This is a genomic window from Verrucomicrobiota bacterium (assembly GCA_016871535.1).
In the GTDB taxonomy this organism is placed as follows: Bacteria; Verrucomicrobiota; Verrucomicrobiia; order Limisphaerales; family SIBE01; genus VHCZ01.
This window is the reverse complement of record VHCZ01000114.1, coordinates 1-18,380: the sequence shown is the minus strand read 5'-3', so window position 1 is coordinate 18,380 and position 18,380 is coordinate 1. Positions and strand designations below refer to the sequence as shown.

The following is an 18,380-nucleotide window of genomic DNA, read 5'->3' as shown; positions in this document are numbered from 1 at the left end:
GGACTTTTTGCTAACCGCTCCGCGGCGCCGATCACGGAGGTGAAAACCATCCGGAACTCCAGGAGCGGAGTCATCCATACTCCGCTCCTGCGAGATTTGTCTCCACCCACCTCTAAAACCGCTTACGCATTATCCGAGGCGCGGCTTGCAATCGGGTCTGGCCGAGGGCACTCTCAAAACGCGGATGAAAACGATGACCCGCCAACCCGCCAAGCGAGTGGAACTTGGCAAGCACATCGTGGCCGACCCCGAGATCTGCCACGGCCAACCGACCTACAAGGGCACTCGCATCATGGTCTGGATCGTCCTGGAACAACTCGACCGGGGGATGACTTGGAAGGAGATCATGGGAGAATGGAATGGCAAAGTCTGCGAAGAAGCGATTTCCGAAACTATCGCCATTGCCCATCTCGTGGAAAAACACGAACCGTTTAGGGGTTTCAATGTTTCTGCTCGACGAAAACCTGCCCGAAGGGCAACGGCGATTGCTGCGTGAATGGCGCGTTCGTTTCCGCGTCGTGGGCATTGATATCGGGCGAACGGGGACCAAGGACGAGAATCTAATCCCGGTTCTGCACAGGCTGCCACAAGCGACGTTTTTCAGCCTGGACCACTTCTTCTTCCGCCAGGATTTGCTTCACGACAGTTACTGCTTGGTCTGGCTGGATGTGGCGGATGATCAAGCCGCAGATTTCATTCGCCGCTTCTTGAAGCATCCACGGTTTGACTCCCAAGCCAAGCGCTTAGGAAAGGTCGTCCGAGTCCATGCCGATGGCGCGCACTTCCGGCAAATGGGGAACCCGGTGCTCCAAAATCTTCAGTGGCGTTTCTAATGAGCGTTCCTGAACTCTCAGCGTTGAAGAGTGGCGACGCCGACGCCTGGGATGAGGCGTTTCGCTGGTTGTGGCCGACTGCGTTCGCCGTCGCTCAATTAAAGCTTCAGCCTTATCTGCCGGAAGACATCGAAGACGTGGCTATCGAAGCTTTGGAGGAATTGGTGGAAAAGGTTGCGCAAATCAAAGAGGTTGAAGAACTCAAGCCATTAACGGCAAGCATCGCACACAACCTGGCCGTCAGCCGATTGCGGGAACGATTCGCGGCCAAGCGAGGCGCGGGAGTCACCGAAAGTCTCGAAGCCCGGCGAGAGGCGGAGGAGAACGATACCGGACCGGCGAGCGGGGATTCTCCATTGGCGGACCTTGAGCAAACGGAGTTGGCGGGTTTATTGGGAGAGTTGCAGACGCAATTGAAGCCAGAACAACGGCGAATCCTAAACGATTTTTTCATGCGGGGCCTGAGCTACGAACAGATCGCCGCCAAACACAACGTGGCCCTGGGTTCTGTGGGCGTGTATCTGAAGCGTGGTTTGGAGGCAATGCGCAGGCAAGGGGCGCAGCATCCGAAATTGTTGAAAGAATTGGAGGCGCATTTGCGATGAACTCAATGAATGACCAGCGCTTTTTCGATCTCGCGATGAAAGCCATTGCAAATCACGCCACCGATAACGAGCGCGCGGAACTGGAGTCGGTCGTCGCAAGTAATCCAGAATTGAAAGCGGAACTTGAGCGTCTTCGAGCGGAAAGCCGAGTCGTCAAAGAAGTGTTGCCGTTGGTAGAAGCGGCGGAAGCCAAAGAAAAGGAACTGCCGGGTTACGCGAGAGTACGGCTACAGTCGAAAGTCCGAGAAACATTCGGCGGAACGAGCGCGGCGCGATCAGAGGCAGAGACGGCGCACATTGAAGGCTGGCGTTTTTGGATGATCGGGTTGGCAGCTACGACTGCGTTGGTGGCGGTTTTGCTGGTTCCGATATTGACCAAACCTTCGGGAGCTATCGTGCAAGTGGCGATGCTTGATTTGGTGGGGGCAACCCGAGGCACAAACACCGTGGACGTGGAAACCTTGAGACAAGTGTGGAAGGAATCGCCGGTCGAGTCGTTTTCCTCACCCCCCGCCTTGGCCGAGTGGGAAAAGACCTGGCCAGAAAAGCGAAAGCGGCCAGCGTTCAAAGTGATTTATGATCGAAGCGCTGGCGAAGTCCGTGTCATGGGTCGCTCCAAAGAAAAGGAATTCCAGAAAACTTTTCCCATTGAACCCGATTTGCAGACTGCGCTACGCCGTGCAGCCAGCTTTATCGCAGGAGAAACAGGGCGTTAAGATGCATCCTTGGATGCGCAGTAGCCCAACGTCCTTGAAATCGTCAGCGGTAGTGTTTTCTGGATGCGTTGGCAGGCCGCACGCGGAGCCCGTCACTCTTCTCCTCGGCTCATTAGTTCAAGCGGCCAGTGTGGATTTTGCCGGCGACTTCAGATCGGCAAAAATAATCACTCCGGCGCCCGTCTGAAGCAGGCTTTGCACCTGCACTTCGACTTGCTGCCCGATCAGGTTGTGCGCCTGGTTCACGACCACCATGGTTCCGTCGTTCAAATAGCCGACGCCCTGTCCTTTGTCCTTGCCCTCTCGAACGAGCCGCAGATTCAGGCTCTCGCCCGGCAAGATCACCGGTTTGAGCGAACTCGCGAGTTGATTCACGTTCACGAAGGACACGGATTGCAGTTCGGCGATCTTGCCCAGGTTGTAGTCGTTGGTGAACAGCCGGGCGCTCAGCATGTGCGCCAGACGGACCAGTTTCGCATCGACGCTCGTCTCTTCGGGGAATTCGCCTTCGTGAATTTTCACTTCGTTGCGTTGATTCCGCTGGATGCGGCTGAGCATTTCCAGACCGCGCCGGCCTCGCGCGCGGCGGATGGGGTCGCTCGAATCGGCGATTTGCTGCAATTCTTTCAGGACGAATCGAGGAACGACGATGATGCCTTCCAGGAAATTGGCCTCGATCAGATCCGCGACGCGTCCGTCGATGATCACGCTCGTGTCGAGCAAAAGCAGGTTGTCCGGCTTGTTTTGCGACGCGAAGCGCACGTACGGAATGATCAGTGAAAAATCCTCCTTGTTGCTGCGCATGGCCAGCACCATGCCGATGTACCCGAACGCGACGAAGAGGCAAAGCCGGATCAGCCACATTCCGCGTTCGTCGGCGTACACGAACAAGCCCGACCGATCGAGCAACCAGGCGATCAAGCTCCCCAGCAGCAAGCCGAAGGTCGCCGCGGAAAAGGCCCGAAGAGAAAACCCCTTCAACATCTCGTCGATGCCAATCAACAGGCCTCCAAACCCGAAGCCGATGGTCAGACCGTAAATGCCCTTTTCGATCAGCTCCGGACGCACCTGGCTGATGGCGTAGCCCCCGGCGGTGCAAAGCAACAAAAACAAGATGCGGACGACCCAGAGTGACATGTTATGGAAGAGGGTTCCGGCCCAGGGGCGGCGCCGCCGGCGTGGCGCGCGACGGTCTTGCTTTCGGTTTCCAGAAGAGACCGAACCGGCCCAGATTGCTGCTCAACAGACTCAGATTATTCATGGTCGCCAAAAACTCCTGCTCCAACTGCCCGTCTTTCAGGAGTCGCCCCGCCAGCCCTCGGCCGGTTTGCAGATCGCTCACCAGTTTATCCACTTCGCCGCTGGCGGATTCAATGTTTTTTATGATGGCGTTCACTTCGGAACGGTTCGTGGCAACGGTCAGGCGAATCTCTTTCGCCGTCTGGCTCAATTGCTCGGAGAAGGCCACCAGGTTGCTCACGGACGCGCTCAACGGATGCGTGTTGGTCCGCACGAATTGATCCACCCCGTCCAGAGTGTTCAGCGCCCGTTCGGAAACCTGGCGAAAATTGGACACCGTAGCGGTGAGGTTGGAAAGCGTGTTCTCCGCGAACAACGTGCCGTCGATTCGTTTGACGGCGTCGTTGAGCTTTTTGGCCGTATCATCCACGCGCTGGAGCAGGCCGGCGGCGGACCGCGCCATTTCCTGGAGGTCGAAAGGCTCTTCGCTTTCGACCTCGTCGCCGTTCTGCAAGAGCCTGAGGGCGTTTGCCGTGGGAACGACGGAGACAAAGCAATCGCCCAGGAAGCCTGCTTGTTTGATCGAGAAATCCGCGTCGCGGTGGATGGGATGCGACTTCAGGATTTGCAGCCGCACGATGGCATTGGTCCCGCCCGGACTGAGATCGATGTCCGCCACGTGGCCCACCGGGACTCCGGCCATGAGCACGGCTGCGCCTTCGATCAACCCGCTGACGTTCTTGGTCCGCATGGTGACTTCGTAGGTCGCTTCGAACACAGAGGTGCCCTTGCTGAACTTGAGGATGACCGCGGCCATCAGGCCCAGCGCGACAAGGACGAACAGCCCGACTTTCCACTCCAGACGTGACTGGCTCATATCAAAACAAGTGCTCTTTCGGATCGGAAATCCCGGTGACGAACCGGTGAACGACCGGATCTTTGGAATCGAAGATCTCGTCCGGCGTGCCCGACGCATGAATGCGCCCCTGATGCAGCATCAGGATGCGATTGCCCACGCGCCGGGCGCTGCGCATATCGTGCGTGACCACCACGGAGGTCACGGCCAGGCGCTCGCACACGCGCAAGATCAGTTGGTCGATGCTGTCCGCCACCACCGGATCCAGGCCCGTCGTCGGTTCATCATACAGCACAATTTCCGGCCGATAAACAATCGCGCGCGCCAGGCCGACGCGTTTGCGCATGCCGCCGGAAAGTTCCGCCGGCTTTTTCGACTGGGTGCCGGGCAAATCGACCATCTCCAGCGTTTCGTCCACGCGCCGGAAGATTTCCTGGCTGGAAAGCTTTCGTTCCCGCCGGAGGAGAAACGCGACGTTCTCGGCCACGGTCAAGGAGTCAAACAGGGCGGCGCTTTGGAAGAGCATCCCGAACTTCCGGCGCACCTGGAGCAATTGCCGTTCGTTCATACCCGCGATGTTTTCACCGTCGATCAGCATGTCTCCGGCATCCGGGGCCAGGAGGCCGACAATGTGCTTCAGCAAAATGCTTTTGCCGCCGCCGCTCCGCCCGATAATGACCACCGATTCGCCCCGTTCAATGCGAAAGGTCACGCCGTCGAGGACCCGGTGCGAGCCGAAACTTTTTTGGAGAGCTCGCGCTTCGATCATGCGAGCAATTGCGTCAGGAACAGGGTCAGAAAGAAGTTGCTGACCAGGATCGCGATCGAAGAAATCACCACGGCCTCGGTGGTGGCCTTCCCGACGCCTTCCGCGCCCTCGCGACAGTTCATGCCTTGGTAGCAGCTCACCAACGCGAGGAGACCGCCGAAAATGAACGCTTTGGTAATTCCAATGACCACGTCCACCGCGTGGCTGTACCGGAGCATGTTCGCCCAGGCGTACGCCGCGTCGATATCCAGCAAATACACGCCCACGAAGTATCCGGCGGCGATGCCGACCGCGATGGCCTCGGCAGTCAGCAGCGGCAAGGAAATGACCGTGCCCAGCAGCCGCGGGACGATCAGGTAATCGATCGGATGGGTGGCCAGGGTGCGCAACGCGTCGATCTGCTCGGTGACGCGCATCGTGCCCAACTCCGCCGCCATCGCGGCGCCGACGCGGCCCGCGACCATCAACCCGGTGAGCACCGGCCCCAGTTCGCTGCTCATCGAAACGCTCACCACGGCCAGGGTCGCGGTGTCCATTTTGACCTTGTGAAATTGAAAGTAGGTTTGCGCGCAAAGAACCATGCCGGTAAACGCGCCGGTGACCAGAACGACGGACTGGGACTTCACGCCGATGAAGTGGAGTTGGTAAATCAGGTCGCTGCCGCTCAGCCGATGCGTGAAGAGCGACCGCACCACCTCCCCCAGCATGAGAGCCATTCGCCCCAGAGTTGCGATCCCGTCCACCAGCCGCTTCCGGGCGCCGAAATTCATAGTTGGTGAATAAAAAAACACGGTCCTTTTAGCAAGACCGTGTTTTCGCCCGGGCAAGGGTGAGTCTAGCTGGATAACGCGCCTTCGGCCGCGGCCGTCTGCTTGAAGGCCAATTTATCCTCTTCCAGCGTGACCTGGATCGGGCTGTTCTCGTGCAGTTTTCCGCGGAGGATTTCTTCCGCGAGCGGATCTTCGAGGTGCCGTTCGACCGCTCGGCGCATGGGGCGGGCGCCATAAGTCGGGTCGTAGCCTTTCTCGACCAGAAAATCCTTGGCCTTCTCATCCAGCTGGAGTTCGATTTTCCGGCCTTTCAATCGCTCGATCACTTTCTGGATTTCCAGGTCGAGGATTTGGATCAAATCCGTCTTGTTGAGCGCGCGGAAAACGATCACGTCATCGAGGCGGTTGAGAAACTCCGGGCGGAAGACCTTTTTCGCTTCATCCAGGATTTTCTCCTTCATCTTCTCGTAGCTTGATTCGTCGGACAACTTGGTAAAGCCGATCGCGGCGCCTTTGCGAATGATTTCCGTGCCGACGTTGGAGGTCAGGAGCACCACGGTGTTGCGGAAGTCCACGACGCGTCCCACGTTGTCCGTGAGTTTCCCTTCCTCCAGAATCTGGAGCAGCATGTTCATCACGTCCGGGTGCGCTTTTTCGATTTCATCAAAAAGCACGACCGAGTAAGGCCGGCGGCGAACCTGTTCCGTGAGTTGCCCGCCCTCTTCGTAGCCGACGTATCCGGGAGGCGAACCAACGAGGCGCGACACCGTGAACTTTTCCATGTATTCGCTCATGTCGAGTTGAATGAGCGATTTGGCGTCGCCAAACATCTGTTCGGCGAGCGTCTTGGCCAGGAGTGTCTTGCCCACGCCGGTGGGGCCCAACAGCGCAAACGTTCCGATGGGCCGCTTGGGATCTTTCAAATCGGCTCGCGAGCGGCGCAAAGCTTTGCACAGCGCGCTGACGGCTTCGGTTTGGCCGACCACTGTCCGGCTCAACTCGGCTTCCATCGCCAGCAGCTTTTGCGCTTCGCCTTGCTCCATGCGCTTGAGCGGGATGCCGGTCCATTTGGCCACGACTTGCAGAATGTCATCCTGATCCACCTTGACGCGCTTTTCTTCACGCGTCGTCCGCCACTGATTCAAGATGCCTTCCATTTTTTCTTTGGCCTGGCGTTCCTTATCGCGCAACGCCGCGGCGCCTTCAAAGTCCTGCTCTTTGATCGCGCGCTCCTTCCGAGAACGGATTTCTTCAATCTCGCCTTCGAGGTTCTTCACGTCCGGCGGCCGGGTCATGGCGCCGATGCGCGCGCGCGCGCCGGCTTCGTCCATGACGTCGATGGCCTTGTCCGGAAGGTAGCGGCCCGTCAAGTAACGGTCGGAGAGCTTGACCGCCGCCTCCAGAGCGTCGCTCGTGAAATCGACTTTGTGGTGATCCTCATATTTTTGACGGAGGCCCTTGAGAATCAGCACTGCTTCATCTACCGACGGCGCTTCCACCTTGACGCTTTGGAATCGTCGTTCGAGCGCGGCGTCTTTCTCGATGTATTTCCGGTATTCGTTGAGCGTCGTGGCGCCAATACACTGCATTTCGCCGCGGCTCAGGGCCGGTTTGATGATGTTGGACGCGTCCATCGTGCCCTCGGCCGAGCCAGCGCCGACGATCGTGTGAAGCTCGTCGATGAAGAGAATGATGTTCTTCGCGCGGCGAATCTCGTCCATCACGGCTTTGATTCGCTCCTCGAATTGTCCGCGATACTTGGTGCCGGCCACCATCAGGGCCAGGTCCAGCGTAATGACCCGCTTTTCCCGCAGCAGCTCCGGAACGTTGCCGCGCGCGATTTCCTGGGCCAGGCCTTCGACGATGGCGGTCTTGCCGACCCCCGCTTCACCGAGCAGCACCGGATTGTTCTTGGTTCGGCGGCAAAGAATCTGAATGACGCGTTCGATCTCGTTCTTGCGCCCGATCACCGGATCCATTTCGCCTTTGCGCGCGATCTCGGTCAGATCCCGGCCAAACGCCTTCAAGGCCGGCGTCTTGACTTCGCCCTTCTTTTCGGGAGCTTTCTCCGCCGGTTCGTTGGGAGCGTTTTCTTCGGCTGTGTTGAAATTCGGATCCAGTTCTTTCAAGATTTCCTGGCGCGTCTGCTCGATATCGACGTCCATGTTCTTGAGAACCCGGGCAGCGACGCCGTCGCCCTCGCGCAGGAGACCCAGCAGAATATGTTCGGTGCCCACGTAGGTGTGGTTGAGAGCCTTGGCTTCCTTCGCGGCCAGAGACAACACTTTCTTGACGCGAGGCGTGTAGGGGATGTTTCCCATCGTCTTCTGGTCCGGCCCCGTTCCCACGAGTTTTTCCACCTCCATGCGGACGGTTTCGAGGTCGAGTCCGATTTTTTGCAGGACATTGACCGCGACGCCCTGGCCAAGCTTGATCAAGCCAAGCAACAGATGTTCTGTGCCCACGAAATTGTGGTTGAATCGATCCGCTTCCTTGCGCGCCAGGGCCAGGACTTGCTGCGCACGGGGGGTGAAATTACTCATGGCTTCTTCGCTCATATACAGTCAAGCAGAAGATGCTACGAATCAGAACCTTTGTCCAGCTTTGAGCCGTCAGACTGCGCAGGCATCGGATGCGGCCGGCTCACGTGGCGCAGACGCTCGCGGAGCATGTCGGCTCGGAGCAAATCCCGCTCTTCTGCCGAGAGCTTTTCTGAGTAGCGCTTCTGCAAATGCGCCGGCTGAGTGATCAGAAATAGCTCGTCCACCAGCGCGCGCTCGGTCCCCGGGAACAACCCGATATCCACTCCCAGGCGCAGCAGCGAGAGCAGGTTCATGGTCTCCTTCGAGGAAATGCTGTGGGCGTTGGCGAGAATCCCGTAAGCCCGTCCGATCTGGTTGAGAATGACCTTAGGTTTGCTCTCCAGCAGCATGGCGCGCGCGTTCTCTTCGTGCTCAATCAACTGCGCCAGCACTTTGTTCAAGCGCTCGACAATTTCCGTCTCGGCTTCTCCAAGGGTCATCTGGTTGGAAACCTGGAACACATTGCCCAGCGCCTCCGTGCCTTCGCCGTAAAGACCGCGAACGGCCAGGCCTAATTTGTTCACGGCCTGGATGATCTGGTTGATCTGCTCGCTGATGACCAGCGCCGGGAGATGCAGCATGGCGCTCACGCGGATGCCGGTTCCGAGATTCGTCGGGCACGCCGTGAGGTAGCCCAACGCGGGCGTGAAGGCGTATTCGACTTTCTTTTCGAGCGTCGAATCCACCTGATCGATCACCTGCCAGGCTTCCTTGATTTGCAGGCCCGGACGGAGCGATTGCATCCGGAGGTGATCCTCTTCGTTGATCATCACGCAAAGGGACTCTTCCTTGTTCAAGACCAGGCCGCTGCCGGCGCTCTTGGCGGCGTGTTCGCGGCTGATGAGATGCCGCTCGACCAGGATTTGTTTGTCCAGCGCCGTCAGGTTGTCCATGGATTCGGAAAACGCGCCGGCCATTTGCCTCAGACCCTCGACCGCAGGGCGCAGGATTTCCAGGGACTTGACCCGTTCCGGCTTCTTGGCCCAGCCGGGAAACGCCAGGCCTTTTAGATTGCGCGCCAATCGGACGCGGCTCGACAAGACGATCCGGTCGTGCGGTCCGCTGCGTTTGCTGGCCTCGGATGGTGCGGCGAGAAATTCGTTAATATTCATGGCTCATCCCGGGGTTAAGCTGGCGATCTTGTTCTTGATCTGATTGATCTCATCCCGGACTCGCGCCGCCGTCTCGAAATCCTCTTCCACGACTGCCTTTTCGAGTTTGCCCTGGAGGGATTTCAGTTTGTCGGACAAATCCTGGTTTTGCTTGAAGCTTTGTGGCGCTTTGCCGACGTGCCGGGTTCCCTTGTGCATCGTTTTCAGCAAGCCTTCGAGACCCTCGGCGAACGTCGTGTAGCATTCCGCGCAGCCCAGTCGCCCGGACTTCTTGAAATCGGCCTGAGTGAAACCGCAGTGAGGGCACTTGGCGTCGCCGCCCGGCATGGCGTGTTCGATCTCCTGGGCCGCGCCCAGGCCGAGCAGCAGGTCGGCCAGCGAGAAACCCGTGGGATCATCGACCCCTTTGTCTTTGGAACACGCTTCGCACAAATCCACTTTCTTCGTTTTCCCTTCCACCATCTGGGTCAAATGGACCGTGGCAACGTTTTGTTTGCAGATATCGCATAACATAAATCCAGTTCGTATATCGGCTGCCGCAGGTCTTAAGTCAAGACGCCTTGACCCCCACCGGCATCCGTCTTATCGCCTCAAAGCCGGACACGTTTTTCCATGCACGGGACAAAACCGCCGCGCAAAGAAATCGGAGCTCAAGTCTTGAGACTCCTGGCTGGTTCAAGCTCCGTAAATCGGTTCTCCGGATGTCTGAGTCAGCTTGCGGTACTTTTCCACAAACGTTTTCGCGAGGCGTCCGGGCTTTCCCGTCCCGATGACGCGCCCGTCGATCTTCACCACTGGAATCAACTCGGCTCCTGTCCCGGTCAAAAAACATTCGTCCGCGTTGAATAAGTCATACCGCGTCAGGTTGATCTCAGCAACGGATATGCCAAGGCCTCTCGCCAGTTCAATGACGACGCCGCGAGTGATGCCGTAGAGAGCGCCGGCAGAGAGCGGCGGCGTCAGCAACTCGCCGCCCTTGACGATAAAGATATTGTCCCCAGTGCATTCGGAAACGAATCCTTCCGCGTTCAACATGATCGCCTCTTCGCAGCCGCCGTTGTTCGCTTCAATCTTCGCAAGAATGTTGTTGAGATAGTTGAGTGATTTGATCGCGGGGTTCAAGGCGCTGTGCAAATTGCGCACCGTCGCCACGGTAATTATTTCCAGCCCGCGTTCATAAAATTCCTGGGGGTAAAGCTGGATCTTGTCCGCGATGACAATCACCGAGGGCCGCTTGCATCGGTTCGGGTTCAGCCCCAGGCCTCCGACGCCGCGCGTCACCACCAGTCGAATGTAGCCGTCCCGGATCCGGTTCTGACGGCAAGTCGCCACGACTGCGCGCATGAGTTCGGCGTGCGACAGGGGCAGGGTGAGCAGGATTGCTTTCGCGGAGCAAAACAAACGGTCAATGTGCTCCTTGAGTTTGAACACGCGCCCGTGGTAAGCCCGGATCCCCTCGAAAATGCCGTCTCCGTACAAAAGTCCGTGGTCGAAAACCGAAATCTTTGCGTTCTGTTCGCTGTAAAACTTCCCGTCGATGTAAATTTTCATTCCGTCTGTCCGGGCAGACTACGGCAACTGCTTCCGGCGTTGCAAACCTTTAAGGCAGCTCTGCAGCAATTCGCCCAGAACGTGTTTTGAAAATAGGTGGAACGGGCTACCAGCCCGTTTTCGGCGGCAACTTGCCGTCGAACATTGCGGCAGGCGGGTAGCCTGTAGCAACAGGCCAGTGGCCTGTTCCCCCAAAAGGCATTTTCAAAACGCGCTCTCAGCTCAGCTCAGACTCAACCTTGAGGCTCCTCGCCGTCAGCCTCTACTTGACGCGCATGAACTTGTGCAGGTGGCCAAACTGGCTCCATTCCGCCACGATCAAGTTGCCGTCTTTATCCATCGAAGCCCCGTGCGGGGAGTTGCAGATGCCGTCCTTCCACTGGTCCGGCGGCAGGCCGTAATTCGCGCGCTCCTTTGCGTTCGGATTATCGCCCACTTGCGCGGCGATGGCGCCGTCCTTGTTCAGCACCGTGACCCGGCCCTGCAGTTCCGGAAACACGGCGTAATCGCCCCGGATGTGGACGGCAGCGGGCATGCGCAAATCTTTCTGGATAACTTTCACAAAATTGCCGTCGAGGTCCCAGTATTCAACCCGATTGTTGTTTCGGTTGCACACGAGCAACAGGGGTTTGCCCAGGCGTGTGTCCAGGCCAATGCCGTGGCAGGTCCTGAACTTTCCTTCGGCCTCGCCCGGCCCGCCAAAGGCTTTAACAAACTTCCGGTCCTTGTCGAACTTGAGCACGTAATTCGATCCGTAGCCATCGGCGACAAAGATCGAACCGTCGGGCGCCACGGTGACGGCGCAGGGATTGAATCCCTTCTCGTCTTTGAAAAGGCCGGCCTCCTGCGGATAGTGGATCGCCCAAACTTGTTCGCCGTCGAGCTTCAGTTTGACGACCTCGTGAGCGGTCGGTCGGGCGCAATAAAGGTATTCGGTCCCGTTCTCCTCTCCCACTTCCAGCCCGTGGATGCGCGTCGGGCCAACGGCGCGCAAGAACTTGCCGGCCGCCGAAAAAACGACAATGCCCCGCTCGGTGTCGGTGGTGATGTAAATGTTGCCCGCCTTATCAATCACTGCGCCGCCATGGCAGGCGCCGAGCGGTTTACCGCCGGGATTTTCCTCAAAGAAATGCGGAGTGATCGAGAATTTGAGTTCGGCGGCAACAGTCGCGGCGATGGTTGAGAGGAAAGCGACGATGCCCAGCAGAGACGTTGCAATGCGATTCATGGCCTGGTCCTTATTGGTTCTGGTTTATGAAACGGGGAGGTTGTAAGTCGCGGAGTCACAATTTGCAATCTATACTGAACATACTGAAGAGATGCCTTGAAAGATTGAGAGTTTGGACTTAACTAAACTTCAGAGTCGAGTCATGAACCCGCCGCACCTTCTCATCATCGAAGATGACGATCTCCAGTATGAAATCTACGAGGAGGCGCTGGAGGACTTCCAACTGACACGCGTCACCACCGGCACGGACGCTCTGCACGGCGTCGCACGCCAACCTCCTGATTTGATCATTCTGGACCATGTGCTGGATGACGGGCAGCTTGGATTGGATTATCTGCCGGAGATGAAAGAGCTGGCCCCGCACGTGCCCATCATCATCGTCTCCGGCGCGCTGGAGGCCCACGAGCAAATGGGCGCCTTGCAAGGCCCGCGCCGCGCACACTATTGCATCACCAAACCCGTCGATGTCCACGAACTGAAGAAGACCATTGCAGTGGCGTTGCGGGAGTGCGGCGAAACGGAAATTGTCCGGCAGTTCGAGGCGTTGGAACGCTCCAAACGCGTCGATGCCGAGGCGCTCTTCAGCCGTTCCACCGACCGCCTCTCGCGTCAGACGGAAATCCGGCGGATGGTGGCGAACGCCAAGGAACGGCCTAATGTGTCGGCGCTGGCACGGGAATTCAAAGTGGCCCGCCGCACCATTATCCGGGATCTGCAGGAATTGATCCGCCGCGGCGAAATCCGCGCGGAAGTGTATCCGAAATGGGAAAGCGAGACGGATGAAGAAACCAAAGACTAACTCTTCCCCTGAACAGGACGGTAGGGCGAGCCTGTCCCCAGCGAGCCGAGTCGGACGTGTTCGAGGCCCGTCGAACGGCTCGCCGGGACGGAATCGCCCTACCGGGTTCATGGGCCGCGCGCGTGGCGCTGTGGCCAGGGGATCTTCCCCTGAACTGTTGTGTCTCGGCGCATGGTTGATTCAGATTTCCGCTGCCTTTGGTGCCGAGCTTTCCGATGGAGCGAACTGGCCGGCGTTCCGCGGACCGCAAGCCCGTGGTGTCGCGGAGGGTTCCAAGGTGCCCGAACGTTGGAACGTCGAGAAATCCGAGAACATCCAGTGGAAAACTCCAATTCCAGGCCTGGGTCATTCCTGTCCGGTCATTTGGGGGGACAAAATCTTCGTCACAACCGCGGTCCTTGCAACCGGCAATGCCGATTTGAAGATCGGCCTTTATGGAGACATTGGATCGGTCAACGAGCAGATGAAACACAGTTGGGTGCTGATCGCTTTGAGCAAAGCGGACGGAGCAATCCTCTGGAAAACGACGGCTCACGAGAGTGTCCCCAGGGTGAAACGCCATCCGAAATCCAGCCACGCCAACTCCACTCCGACCACGGACGGCAAACGCATCGTCTGCATTTTCGGCTCCGAAGGCCTGTTCTGTTTTTCGATGGACGGGAAGCTTCTCTGGCAAACTGATCTCGGCCCGCTCGACTCCGGCTACTTCGTGGTGCCCACCGCTCAATGGGGCTTTGCCAGTTCGCCCGTCATCCACGGGGATCGCGTCATCGTCCAATGCGACGTCCTGACGAATCCCTTCTTGGCTGCGTTCGATCTCAGCACCGGGAAAGAACTCTGGAGGACACCCCGTTCGGACGTGCCGACCTGGAGCACTCCCACCGTGGCCACGCGCGACCGACGATCGCAGATTCTCGTCAATGGGTTTCGGCACATCGGCGGTTACGATCTCGAAAACGGGAAAGAAATCTGGAAGTTGAAGGGCGGCGGAGATATTCCCGTGCCCACGCCGATTGTGTCGGACGACTTGGTTTTCATTACCAATGCCCACGGCAAGATGGCGCCGATTTACGCGATCCGGCTCGGCGCGACCGGCGACATCACGCTGGCCGACAATCAATCGAGCCACCCGCACGTCGCCTGGAGCATGAACCGCCGCGGGAATTACATGCAAACCCCCATCGTCGTCGGAGACTATCTGTACTGCTGCAACGACGCCGGAGTGCTCGCGTGCTACCACGCGAAGACGGGCGAACCGCAATACAGCGAACGGCTCGGTCCCGGCGGATCGGGCTTCACGGCTTCGGCCATCTCGGCGGATGGGAAGATTTACTTCACGAGTGAGCTGGGCGCGGTTTATGTCGTCAAAGCCGGACCGAAATTCGAGGTTCTGGCCCGGAACGAACTGGGCGAAACCTGCATGGCCACGCCGGCCATTTCCGAGGGCACGCTCTTCTTTCGCACCCGCAACCACATTGTGGCGATCGCGGAGAATTAGCCTGGGAGCGCCGGCATCCTGCCGGCACTGGAGTTTCGGGCATATTCAACCCCATGGTGCATCACCCGGAACTTTGTCTCAAACTTTGTCCTGAACTTTTGTTTCGTTCGGTGGCACTCGCCAGCAAGGATGCTGGCGCTCCCCTGGGCTCGCGGGAAGGAATTATCCGCGCGTCATTCCATAAATGTCGAGCGGCGATCCCTGAAAAGCGGAGGTCCTCTCCAATTTCATCCCGGCTTTTTCCGCCACGCGAATGGAGGCGATGTTTCTCGGATCGACGATGGAGATCAAGCGCTGGAAACCCAGTTTGCCGAAACCGTAGTCGCGGCAAGCCTTGAGCGCTTCGGTGCCGAGCCCTCGGCCCCAGTAGGTCGGTCTCAGACCGCAACCCAGCTCGATCTCGCGATTCCCATCCACTTCCCGCAAAACAAAGCCGCAATAGCCGATCAGAGTCCGGTCCGCGGGGTAAACGACGGCGTAAAGACCGAAACCATTCTGATCGTAAGCAGCCAGAATGCTCTCCAGGGCCGAGCGCGTTTCCTCTCTGGTTTTCGGCTGCATTAATGAAAAGCGCATCACCTCGGCGTCCGCGAGAATCGAAGCCAGGTCGTCCAGGTCCGTCCAGGTAAACGGGCGAAGCTGGAGCCGCTCGGTGGTGAGAATATCCATGATCGAAGCGTGGCTGTCGCAATTTGGACCGCTGGTCAGGCGGCCCGATAATCGCGGCATCATTTGCGCGCCACCGAAATCGTTGTCAAGCTCGCCCAAACAAGAAGGCGTCGCGGGCGCGTCCGGCTACGAAGTGTGGCGCGGGACGAGCGCGTCGAACAGCAGCGCCGCACGAATCGCCGAACGGCTCGGCGGGACGACCCATTTCATCGATCGCTCCGCTTCGGTTGGGATTCCGAATTATTATTGGGTCCGAGCGACGGCAGGCGAACTGCGCAGCGGTTTCAGCGATTCGGTTCCGGCGATGAGCCGTCCGCTTCAGCCAGGGGATATTCTTTGGGAGAGCAACCTGGACGGAGAAGGACAGGTGTACGTCCGCGGACGGAATGGTCCGTCGCTGTGGACTCAACTGTAGCGCAGATTTTCAATCTGCTGTATCGCCGATTTCCAATCGGCAGGACGCCGGCAAGTCCCAGCGTGCTCGGACTGGGAGACGCCCCGCAGAATACAATTCTGCGATACGGCAGAGTGCAACTCTGCGCTACGAGCTTTGTCGTCCATCCCGCGGACCAAGTCCGTGTTCTCGTGGCGTGATCTGGAGACGGTGCGCAATCCACGGCGATTCTATCGTCTGACCTCGCCGTAAGCCAGGCGCCACGCTGAAGAAGCGGGCGACCCGTCACGTTGTCCAAACGATTTTAGTTAATCCATCCGGCTGGTCGTCCTTTCCTGCAGCCAATGCACGTCCGGATTCCCCGGGCTCGGCGTGCCGCCGTTAAACAGCAATTGATTCTTCCGAAGCGGCGGCCGGGTGCGCGGGTCGATCCACTTCTGGATCGCTGTATGGCCATCGGCAAAGAAGAGCGCGCTGGCACCGTCGTGATAAACGGCCGGCCAATCTCCGATGAACGGCTTGTCCATATCCACCTGGAAGACGCCGTCGTTAATGCTGTCTTCGCGCTCGTCGATGAGGACGAAAGTTCGGGCCGGAGGCGGCTCGGTCATATCCGTCATTTTTCGAATGAATCTCCAGGGCGTCGGTTCGCACAGCGGATTCAAGAACGGATTCATGGAGAAACTTCGGATCCGAGGATGTGCCCTTCCGCCGGGGCCTGTTACGGAGATGTCTCCGGGGCATTTCCAGATCTTCAGCGACCGGTGATACGGCCAGAGGAGGCTGGTCATGAGATGGAGGGTATTCGTGTTGTCGGGGTGATCGTCATTCATGTTCAGCCAGCCTTGGATCCACGCTTTGGCCGGGCTGGAGTTCTCCATGCTGTTCGGCGGCACGAAATCGTCGTGGTCCTGCGCATATTGAATCCAGGAAAGTCCCAATTGCCTCAGGTTGTTCAGGCACTGCATCGTCTGCGCTTTCCCTTTGGCCTTCGTAAGACCAGGGAGGAGCAAACCCGCCAGAATCATGAGGATGGCGATGACAACCAGCAATTCTATCAGCGTAAAGGCCCGACGTGGCGTCAGTTCGGGCGGGGTTAAGACGCTTCGAACCGGGTGAGAAAAATTCGTTTTCATCACCCGCTACAGAAGAAAATTTCGGAAAGGTTACAGAACGACTAAACCCTCCGAGATATGCGCAAGAACCTCTGTAACCTTTTCCAGATTTTCTTCTGTAGCGAGGTGAATGCAAACCACCTTGCAGCACGCGCTGCGGAGGCATAGGCGAGCGGGCCGACAAGCCTGGTCTGAACTCGGTTTCACTCTCCTCGAACTACTGGTGGTCGTCGCCATCAGCGCGATTCTGGTCGGGCTGCTCCTGCCGGCGCTGAGCAAAGCCAAAGGGAAAGCGGAGTCGATCCGTTGCCTCAATAATCTCAGGCACCTGCAATTGGCGTGGCAGATGTACTGCGATGATCACAACGACAACTTGCCATTGAATTGGGACGGTTCACCACCTGGGTCCTGGGTCGTCGGATTCGCCAATACCGACACAACGACATCGAACATCCAACAAGGCACGCTCTATCCTGATGTCGGCTCGCCCGAGGTCTATCGCTGCCCGGCGGACAAATCGACCGTCAACGACGAAAAGGGGGGACTACCCAGGACGCGTCATTACGCGATGAGTTCCTACATGAATTGCGACATGAGGCGGAGCCCCGCTCTGCAAAGGCAAGTCGTCTTCCACAAGACCCAGGCCATTCAGAAGCCGCCGCCTGCTCTGGCATTTGTGCTCATGCACACGACTCCCCAGACAACCGGGGATGGCGAATGTTACATGCCCTTCACTCCTTGGCTTTGGGGCGGCTACCCGTTCAACCACGGGAAAGGACAGAATTGGTCGTTTGCGGACGGCCATGTTGAGCACCGGCGCTGGCTGGACGAGGACACGGTGAGAAAATCAAAAATAAAATTTCTGCCTGGAACAGCTTACGCCCTGCCGGGCAATCGCGACTACATCGCCCTGCAAGAAGCGGCGCCCCTGTGGTGGGTCCTGGACCCAAAGAATCCGGATCCGTGAATGAACACCATCGCCAAAGGGCTTTGCCAGGTTCAAGGCCTCCACTTCGAGTTCCCTGCGATCTCCGCTTCAATCTCGGCCAATGTAGGCGCGCGAAACACGCGCAGTCGATGATCCTCGTCATCGAGGCATAGCAACGCCCGCTCGCCCGCCGTAAAAGTCACGGCACTCTGCGGCCCAGATCGTTCGGGCAGAGTCATCCATTCACGGAAACTGGACAAGCTCCACAACTTGATCGCGCCGTCGCTGCTGACGGTCGCCAGGGTCCTCCCGTCAGTGGAAAAGTCCATTGAGCGAATCCATCCTCCCGAGCCGCGAAGCGTGGCAATCTCTTGTTTGCGGGTCAGGTCCCACAGCATGACGGTGTTGTCCATGCTGCCAGATGCGAGGATTTTGCTGTCGCGAGAAAAGCGGAGGGCTCTGATTCGCTCAGAATGACCGGGGAGGACGCCCAGGGCTTTGCCATCGGCGACGTTCCAGACCCAAACCAGGCGGTTGGTATCTCCGCAAGCCGCCAGCGTGCGGTCTCTGGAGAAAACGAAAGGATTGACATTTGGCAGATGCGACAGAACGGCGTCGGCTTCGAAGGTGACCACTTGCTGGCGAGTGCTTACATCCCAAAGCTCCGCGGCTTTTTGTTTCATCTTCAAGACGAAGATGCGTCCGTCCGGCATATC

The 18,380-nt window shown here is 58.3% G+C and carries 20 protein-coding genes; 8 read left to right on the top strand and 12 right to left on the bottom strand.

The window, feature by feature from the left end:
- Nucleotides 1-184: 184 nt before the first annotated feature.
- The 4 genes from FJ398_15470 to FJ398_15455 are packed head-to-tail and all read left to right on the top strand — an operon-like array spanning nucleotide 185 to nucleotide 2,154.
- Nucleotides 185-496 (top strand): DUF433 domain-containing protein, encoded by a 312-nt coding sequence (locus FJ398_15470; protein MBM3839334.1) that lies wholly within the window; start codon nucleotides 185-187, stop codon nucleotides 494-496.
- 22 nt (nucleotides 497-518) lie between these two features.
- Nucleotides 519-833: a hypothetical protein gene (locus tag FJ398_15465; GenBank protein ID MBM3839333.1), complete on the top strand. Its 315-nt coding sequence runs from the start codon at nucleotides 519-521 to the stop codon at nucleotides 831-833.
- Nucleotides 833-1,438 carry a sigma-70 family RNA polymerase sigma factor gene (locus tag FJ398_15460; GenBank protein MBM3839332.1) on the top strand — a complete coding sequence of 202 codons (606 nt, stop codon included), beginning with the start codon at nucleotides 833-835 and terminating at the stop codon, nucleotides 1,436-1,438. Before FJ398_15465 ends, FJ398_15460 begins: the two co-directional genes overlap by 1 nt.
- Nucleotides 1,435-2,154, top strand: coding sequence for a hypothetical protein (locus tag FJ398_15455; protein ID MBM3839331.1), 720 nt, complete (start codon nucleotides 1,435-1,437; stop codon nucleotides 2,152-2,154). The genes FJ398_15460 and FJ398_15455 overlap by 4 nt, the downstream gene beginning before the upstream one ends.
- Before the next feature lie 117 nt (nucleotides 2,155-2,271).
- On the opposite strand, the gene FJ398_15450 is transcribed toward FJ398_15455, so the two are convergent.
- The 9 genes from FJ398_15450 to FJ398_15410 form a co-directional block, all read right to left on the bottom strand.
- Complete coding sequence (locus FJ398_15450; protein ID MBM3839330.1) at nucleotides 2,272-3,291, bottom strand: TRAM domain-containing protein; 1,020 nt, start codon at nucleotides 3,289-3,291, stop codon at nucleotides 2,272-2,274.
- Between the two features lies 1 nt (nucleotide 3,292).
- Nucleotides 3,293-4,369: an MCE family protein gene (locus FJ398_15445; GenBank protein MBM3839329.1), complete on the bottom strand. Its 1,077-nt coding sequence runs from the start codon at nucleotides 4,367-4,369 to the stop codon at nucleotides 3,293-3,295.
- Entirely contained in the window at nucleotides 4,272-5,018 is a 747-nt protein-coding gene (locus FJ398_15440; GenBank protein ID MBM3839328.1) for an ABC transporter ATP-binding protein, read from the bottom strand. The genes FJ398_15445 and FJ398_15440 overlap by 98 nt, the downstream gene beginning before the upstream one ends.
- The gene (locus FJ398_15435) at nucleotides 5,015-5,788 is read right to left on the bottom strand and encodes an ABC transporter permease (protein ID MBM3839327.1); all 774 of its coding nucleotides are present in this window, start codon (nucleotides 5,786-5,788) and stop codon (nucleotides 5,015-5,017) included. The genes FJ398_15440 and FJ398_15435 overlap by 4 nt, the downstream gene beginning before the upstream one ends.
- A gap of 65 nt (nucleotides 5,789-5,853) precedes the next feature.
- Nucleotides 5,854-8,346 carry an ATP-dependent Clp protease ATP-binding subunit gene (locus FJ398_15430; GenBank protein MBM3839326.1) on the bottom strand — a complete coding sequence of 831 codons (2,493 nt, stop codon included), beginning with the start codon at nucleotides 8,344-8,346 and terminating at the stop codon, nucleotides 5,854-5,856.
- Between the two features lie 20 nt (nucleotides 8,347-8,366).
- Nucleotides 8,367-9,482 (bottom strand): protein arginine kinase, encoded by a 1,116-nt coding sequence (locus FJ398_15425; GenBank protein ID MBM3839325.1) that lies wholly within the window; start codon nucleotides 9,480-9,482, stop codon nucleotides 8,367-8,369.
- A gap of 3 nt (nucleotides 9,483-9,485) precedes the next feature.
- Nucleotides 9,486-9,995, bottom strand: a complete 510-nt coding sequence (locus FJ398_15420) for an excinuclease ABC subunit B (GenBank protein MBM3839324.1) — start codon at nucleotides 9,993-9,995, stop codon at nucleotides 9,486-9,488.
- Between the two features lie 162 nt (nucleotides 9,996-10,157).
- Entirely contained in the window at nucleotides 10,158-11,033 is an 876-nt protein-coding gene (gene ilvE, locus FJ398_15415; protein ID MBM3839323.1) for a branched-chain-amino-acid transaminase, read from the bottom strand.
- A gap of 262 nt (nucleotides 11,034-11,295) precedes the next feature.
- Nucleotides 11,296-12,261, bottom strand: coding sequence for a 6-bladed beta-propeller (locus FJ398_15410; GenBank protein ID MBM3839322.1), 966 nt, complete (start codon nucleotides 12,259-12,261; stop codon nucleotides 11,296-11,298).
- A gap of 142 nt (nucleotides 12,262-12,403) precedes the next feature.
- On the opposite strand from FJ398_15410, the gene FJ398_15405 reads away from it, so the two are divergent.
- Together FJ398_15405 and FJ398_15400 are read left to right on the top strand one after the other, a co-directional pair.
- Nucleotides 12,404-13,060, top strand: a complete 657-nt coding sequence (locus tag FJ398_15405) for a response regulator (GenBank protein ID MBM3839321.1) — start codon at nucleotides 12,404-12,406, stop codon at nucleotides 13,058-13,060.
- Nucleotides 13,041-14,558 carry a pyrrolo-quinoline quinone gene (locus tag FJ398_15400; GenBank protein ID MBM3839320.1) on the top strand — a complete coding sequence of 506 codons (1,518 nt, stop codon included), beginning with the start codon at nucleotides 13,041-13,043 and terminating at the stop codon, nucleotides 14,556-14,558. The genes FJ398_15405 and FJ398_15400 overlap by 20 nt, the downstream gene beginning before the upstream one ends.
- A gap of 162 nt (nucleotides 14,559-14,720) precedes the next feature.
- On the opposite strand, the gene FJ398_15395 is transcribed toward FJ398_15400, so the two are convergent.
- On the bottom strand, nucleotides 14,721-15,227 hold the full coding sequence (locus FJ398_15395; protein ID MBM3839319.1) for a GNAT family N-acetyltransferase: 507 nt from the start codon (nucleotides 15,225-15,227) through the stop codon (nucleotides 14,721-14,723).
- Here FJ398_15395 and FJ398_15390 point away from each other — a divergent pair.
- A complete protein-coding gene (locus tag FJ398_15390) occupies nucleotides 15,226-15,642 on the top strand; it encodes a hypothetical protein (GenBank protein ID MBM3839318.1) in 417 nt (138 codons plus the stop codon). The genes FJ398_15395 and FJ398_15390 overlap by 2 nt on opposite strands.
- Before the next feature lie 287 nt (nucleotides 15,643-15,929).
- Here the strand turns inward: FJ398_15390 and FJ398_15385 are convergent, their stop codons facing one another.
- Nucleotides 15,930-16,757, bottom strand: a complete 828-nt coding sequence (locus tag FJ398_15385; GenBank protein ID MBM3839317.1) for a DUF1559 domain-containing protein — start codon at nucleotides 16,755-16,757, stop codon at nucleotides 15,930-15,932.
- A 109-nt stretch (nucleotides 16,758-16,866) separates the two neighbouring features.
- Here FJ398_15385 and FJ398_15380 point away from each other — a divergent pair, with 109 nt between their 5' ends.
- Entirely contained in the window at nucleotides 16,867-17,703 is an 837-nt protein-coding gene (locus tag FJ398_15380) for a prepilin-type N-terminal cleavage/methylation domain-containing protein (protein MBM3839316.1), read from the top strand.
- A 32-nt stretch (nucleotides 17,704-17,735) separates the two neighbouring features.
- On the opposite strand, the gene FJ398_15375 is transcribed toward FJ398_15380, so the two are convergent.
- On the bottom strand, nucleotides 17,736-18,380 hold a 645-nt coding region (locus tag FJ398_15375; GenBank protein ID MBM3839315.1), incomplete at its 5' end, for a hypothetical protein.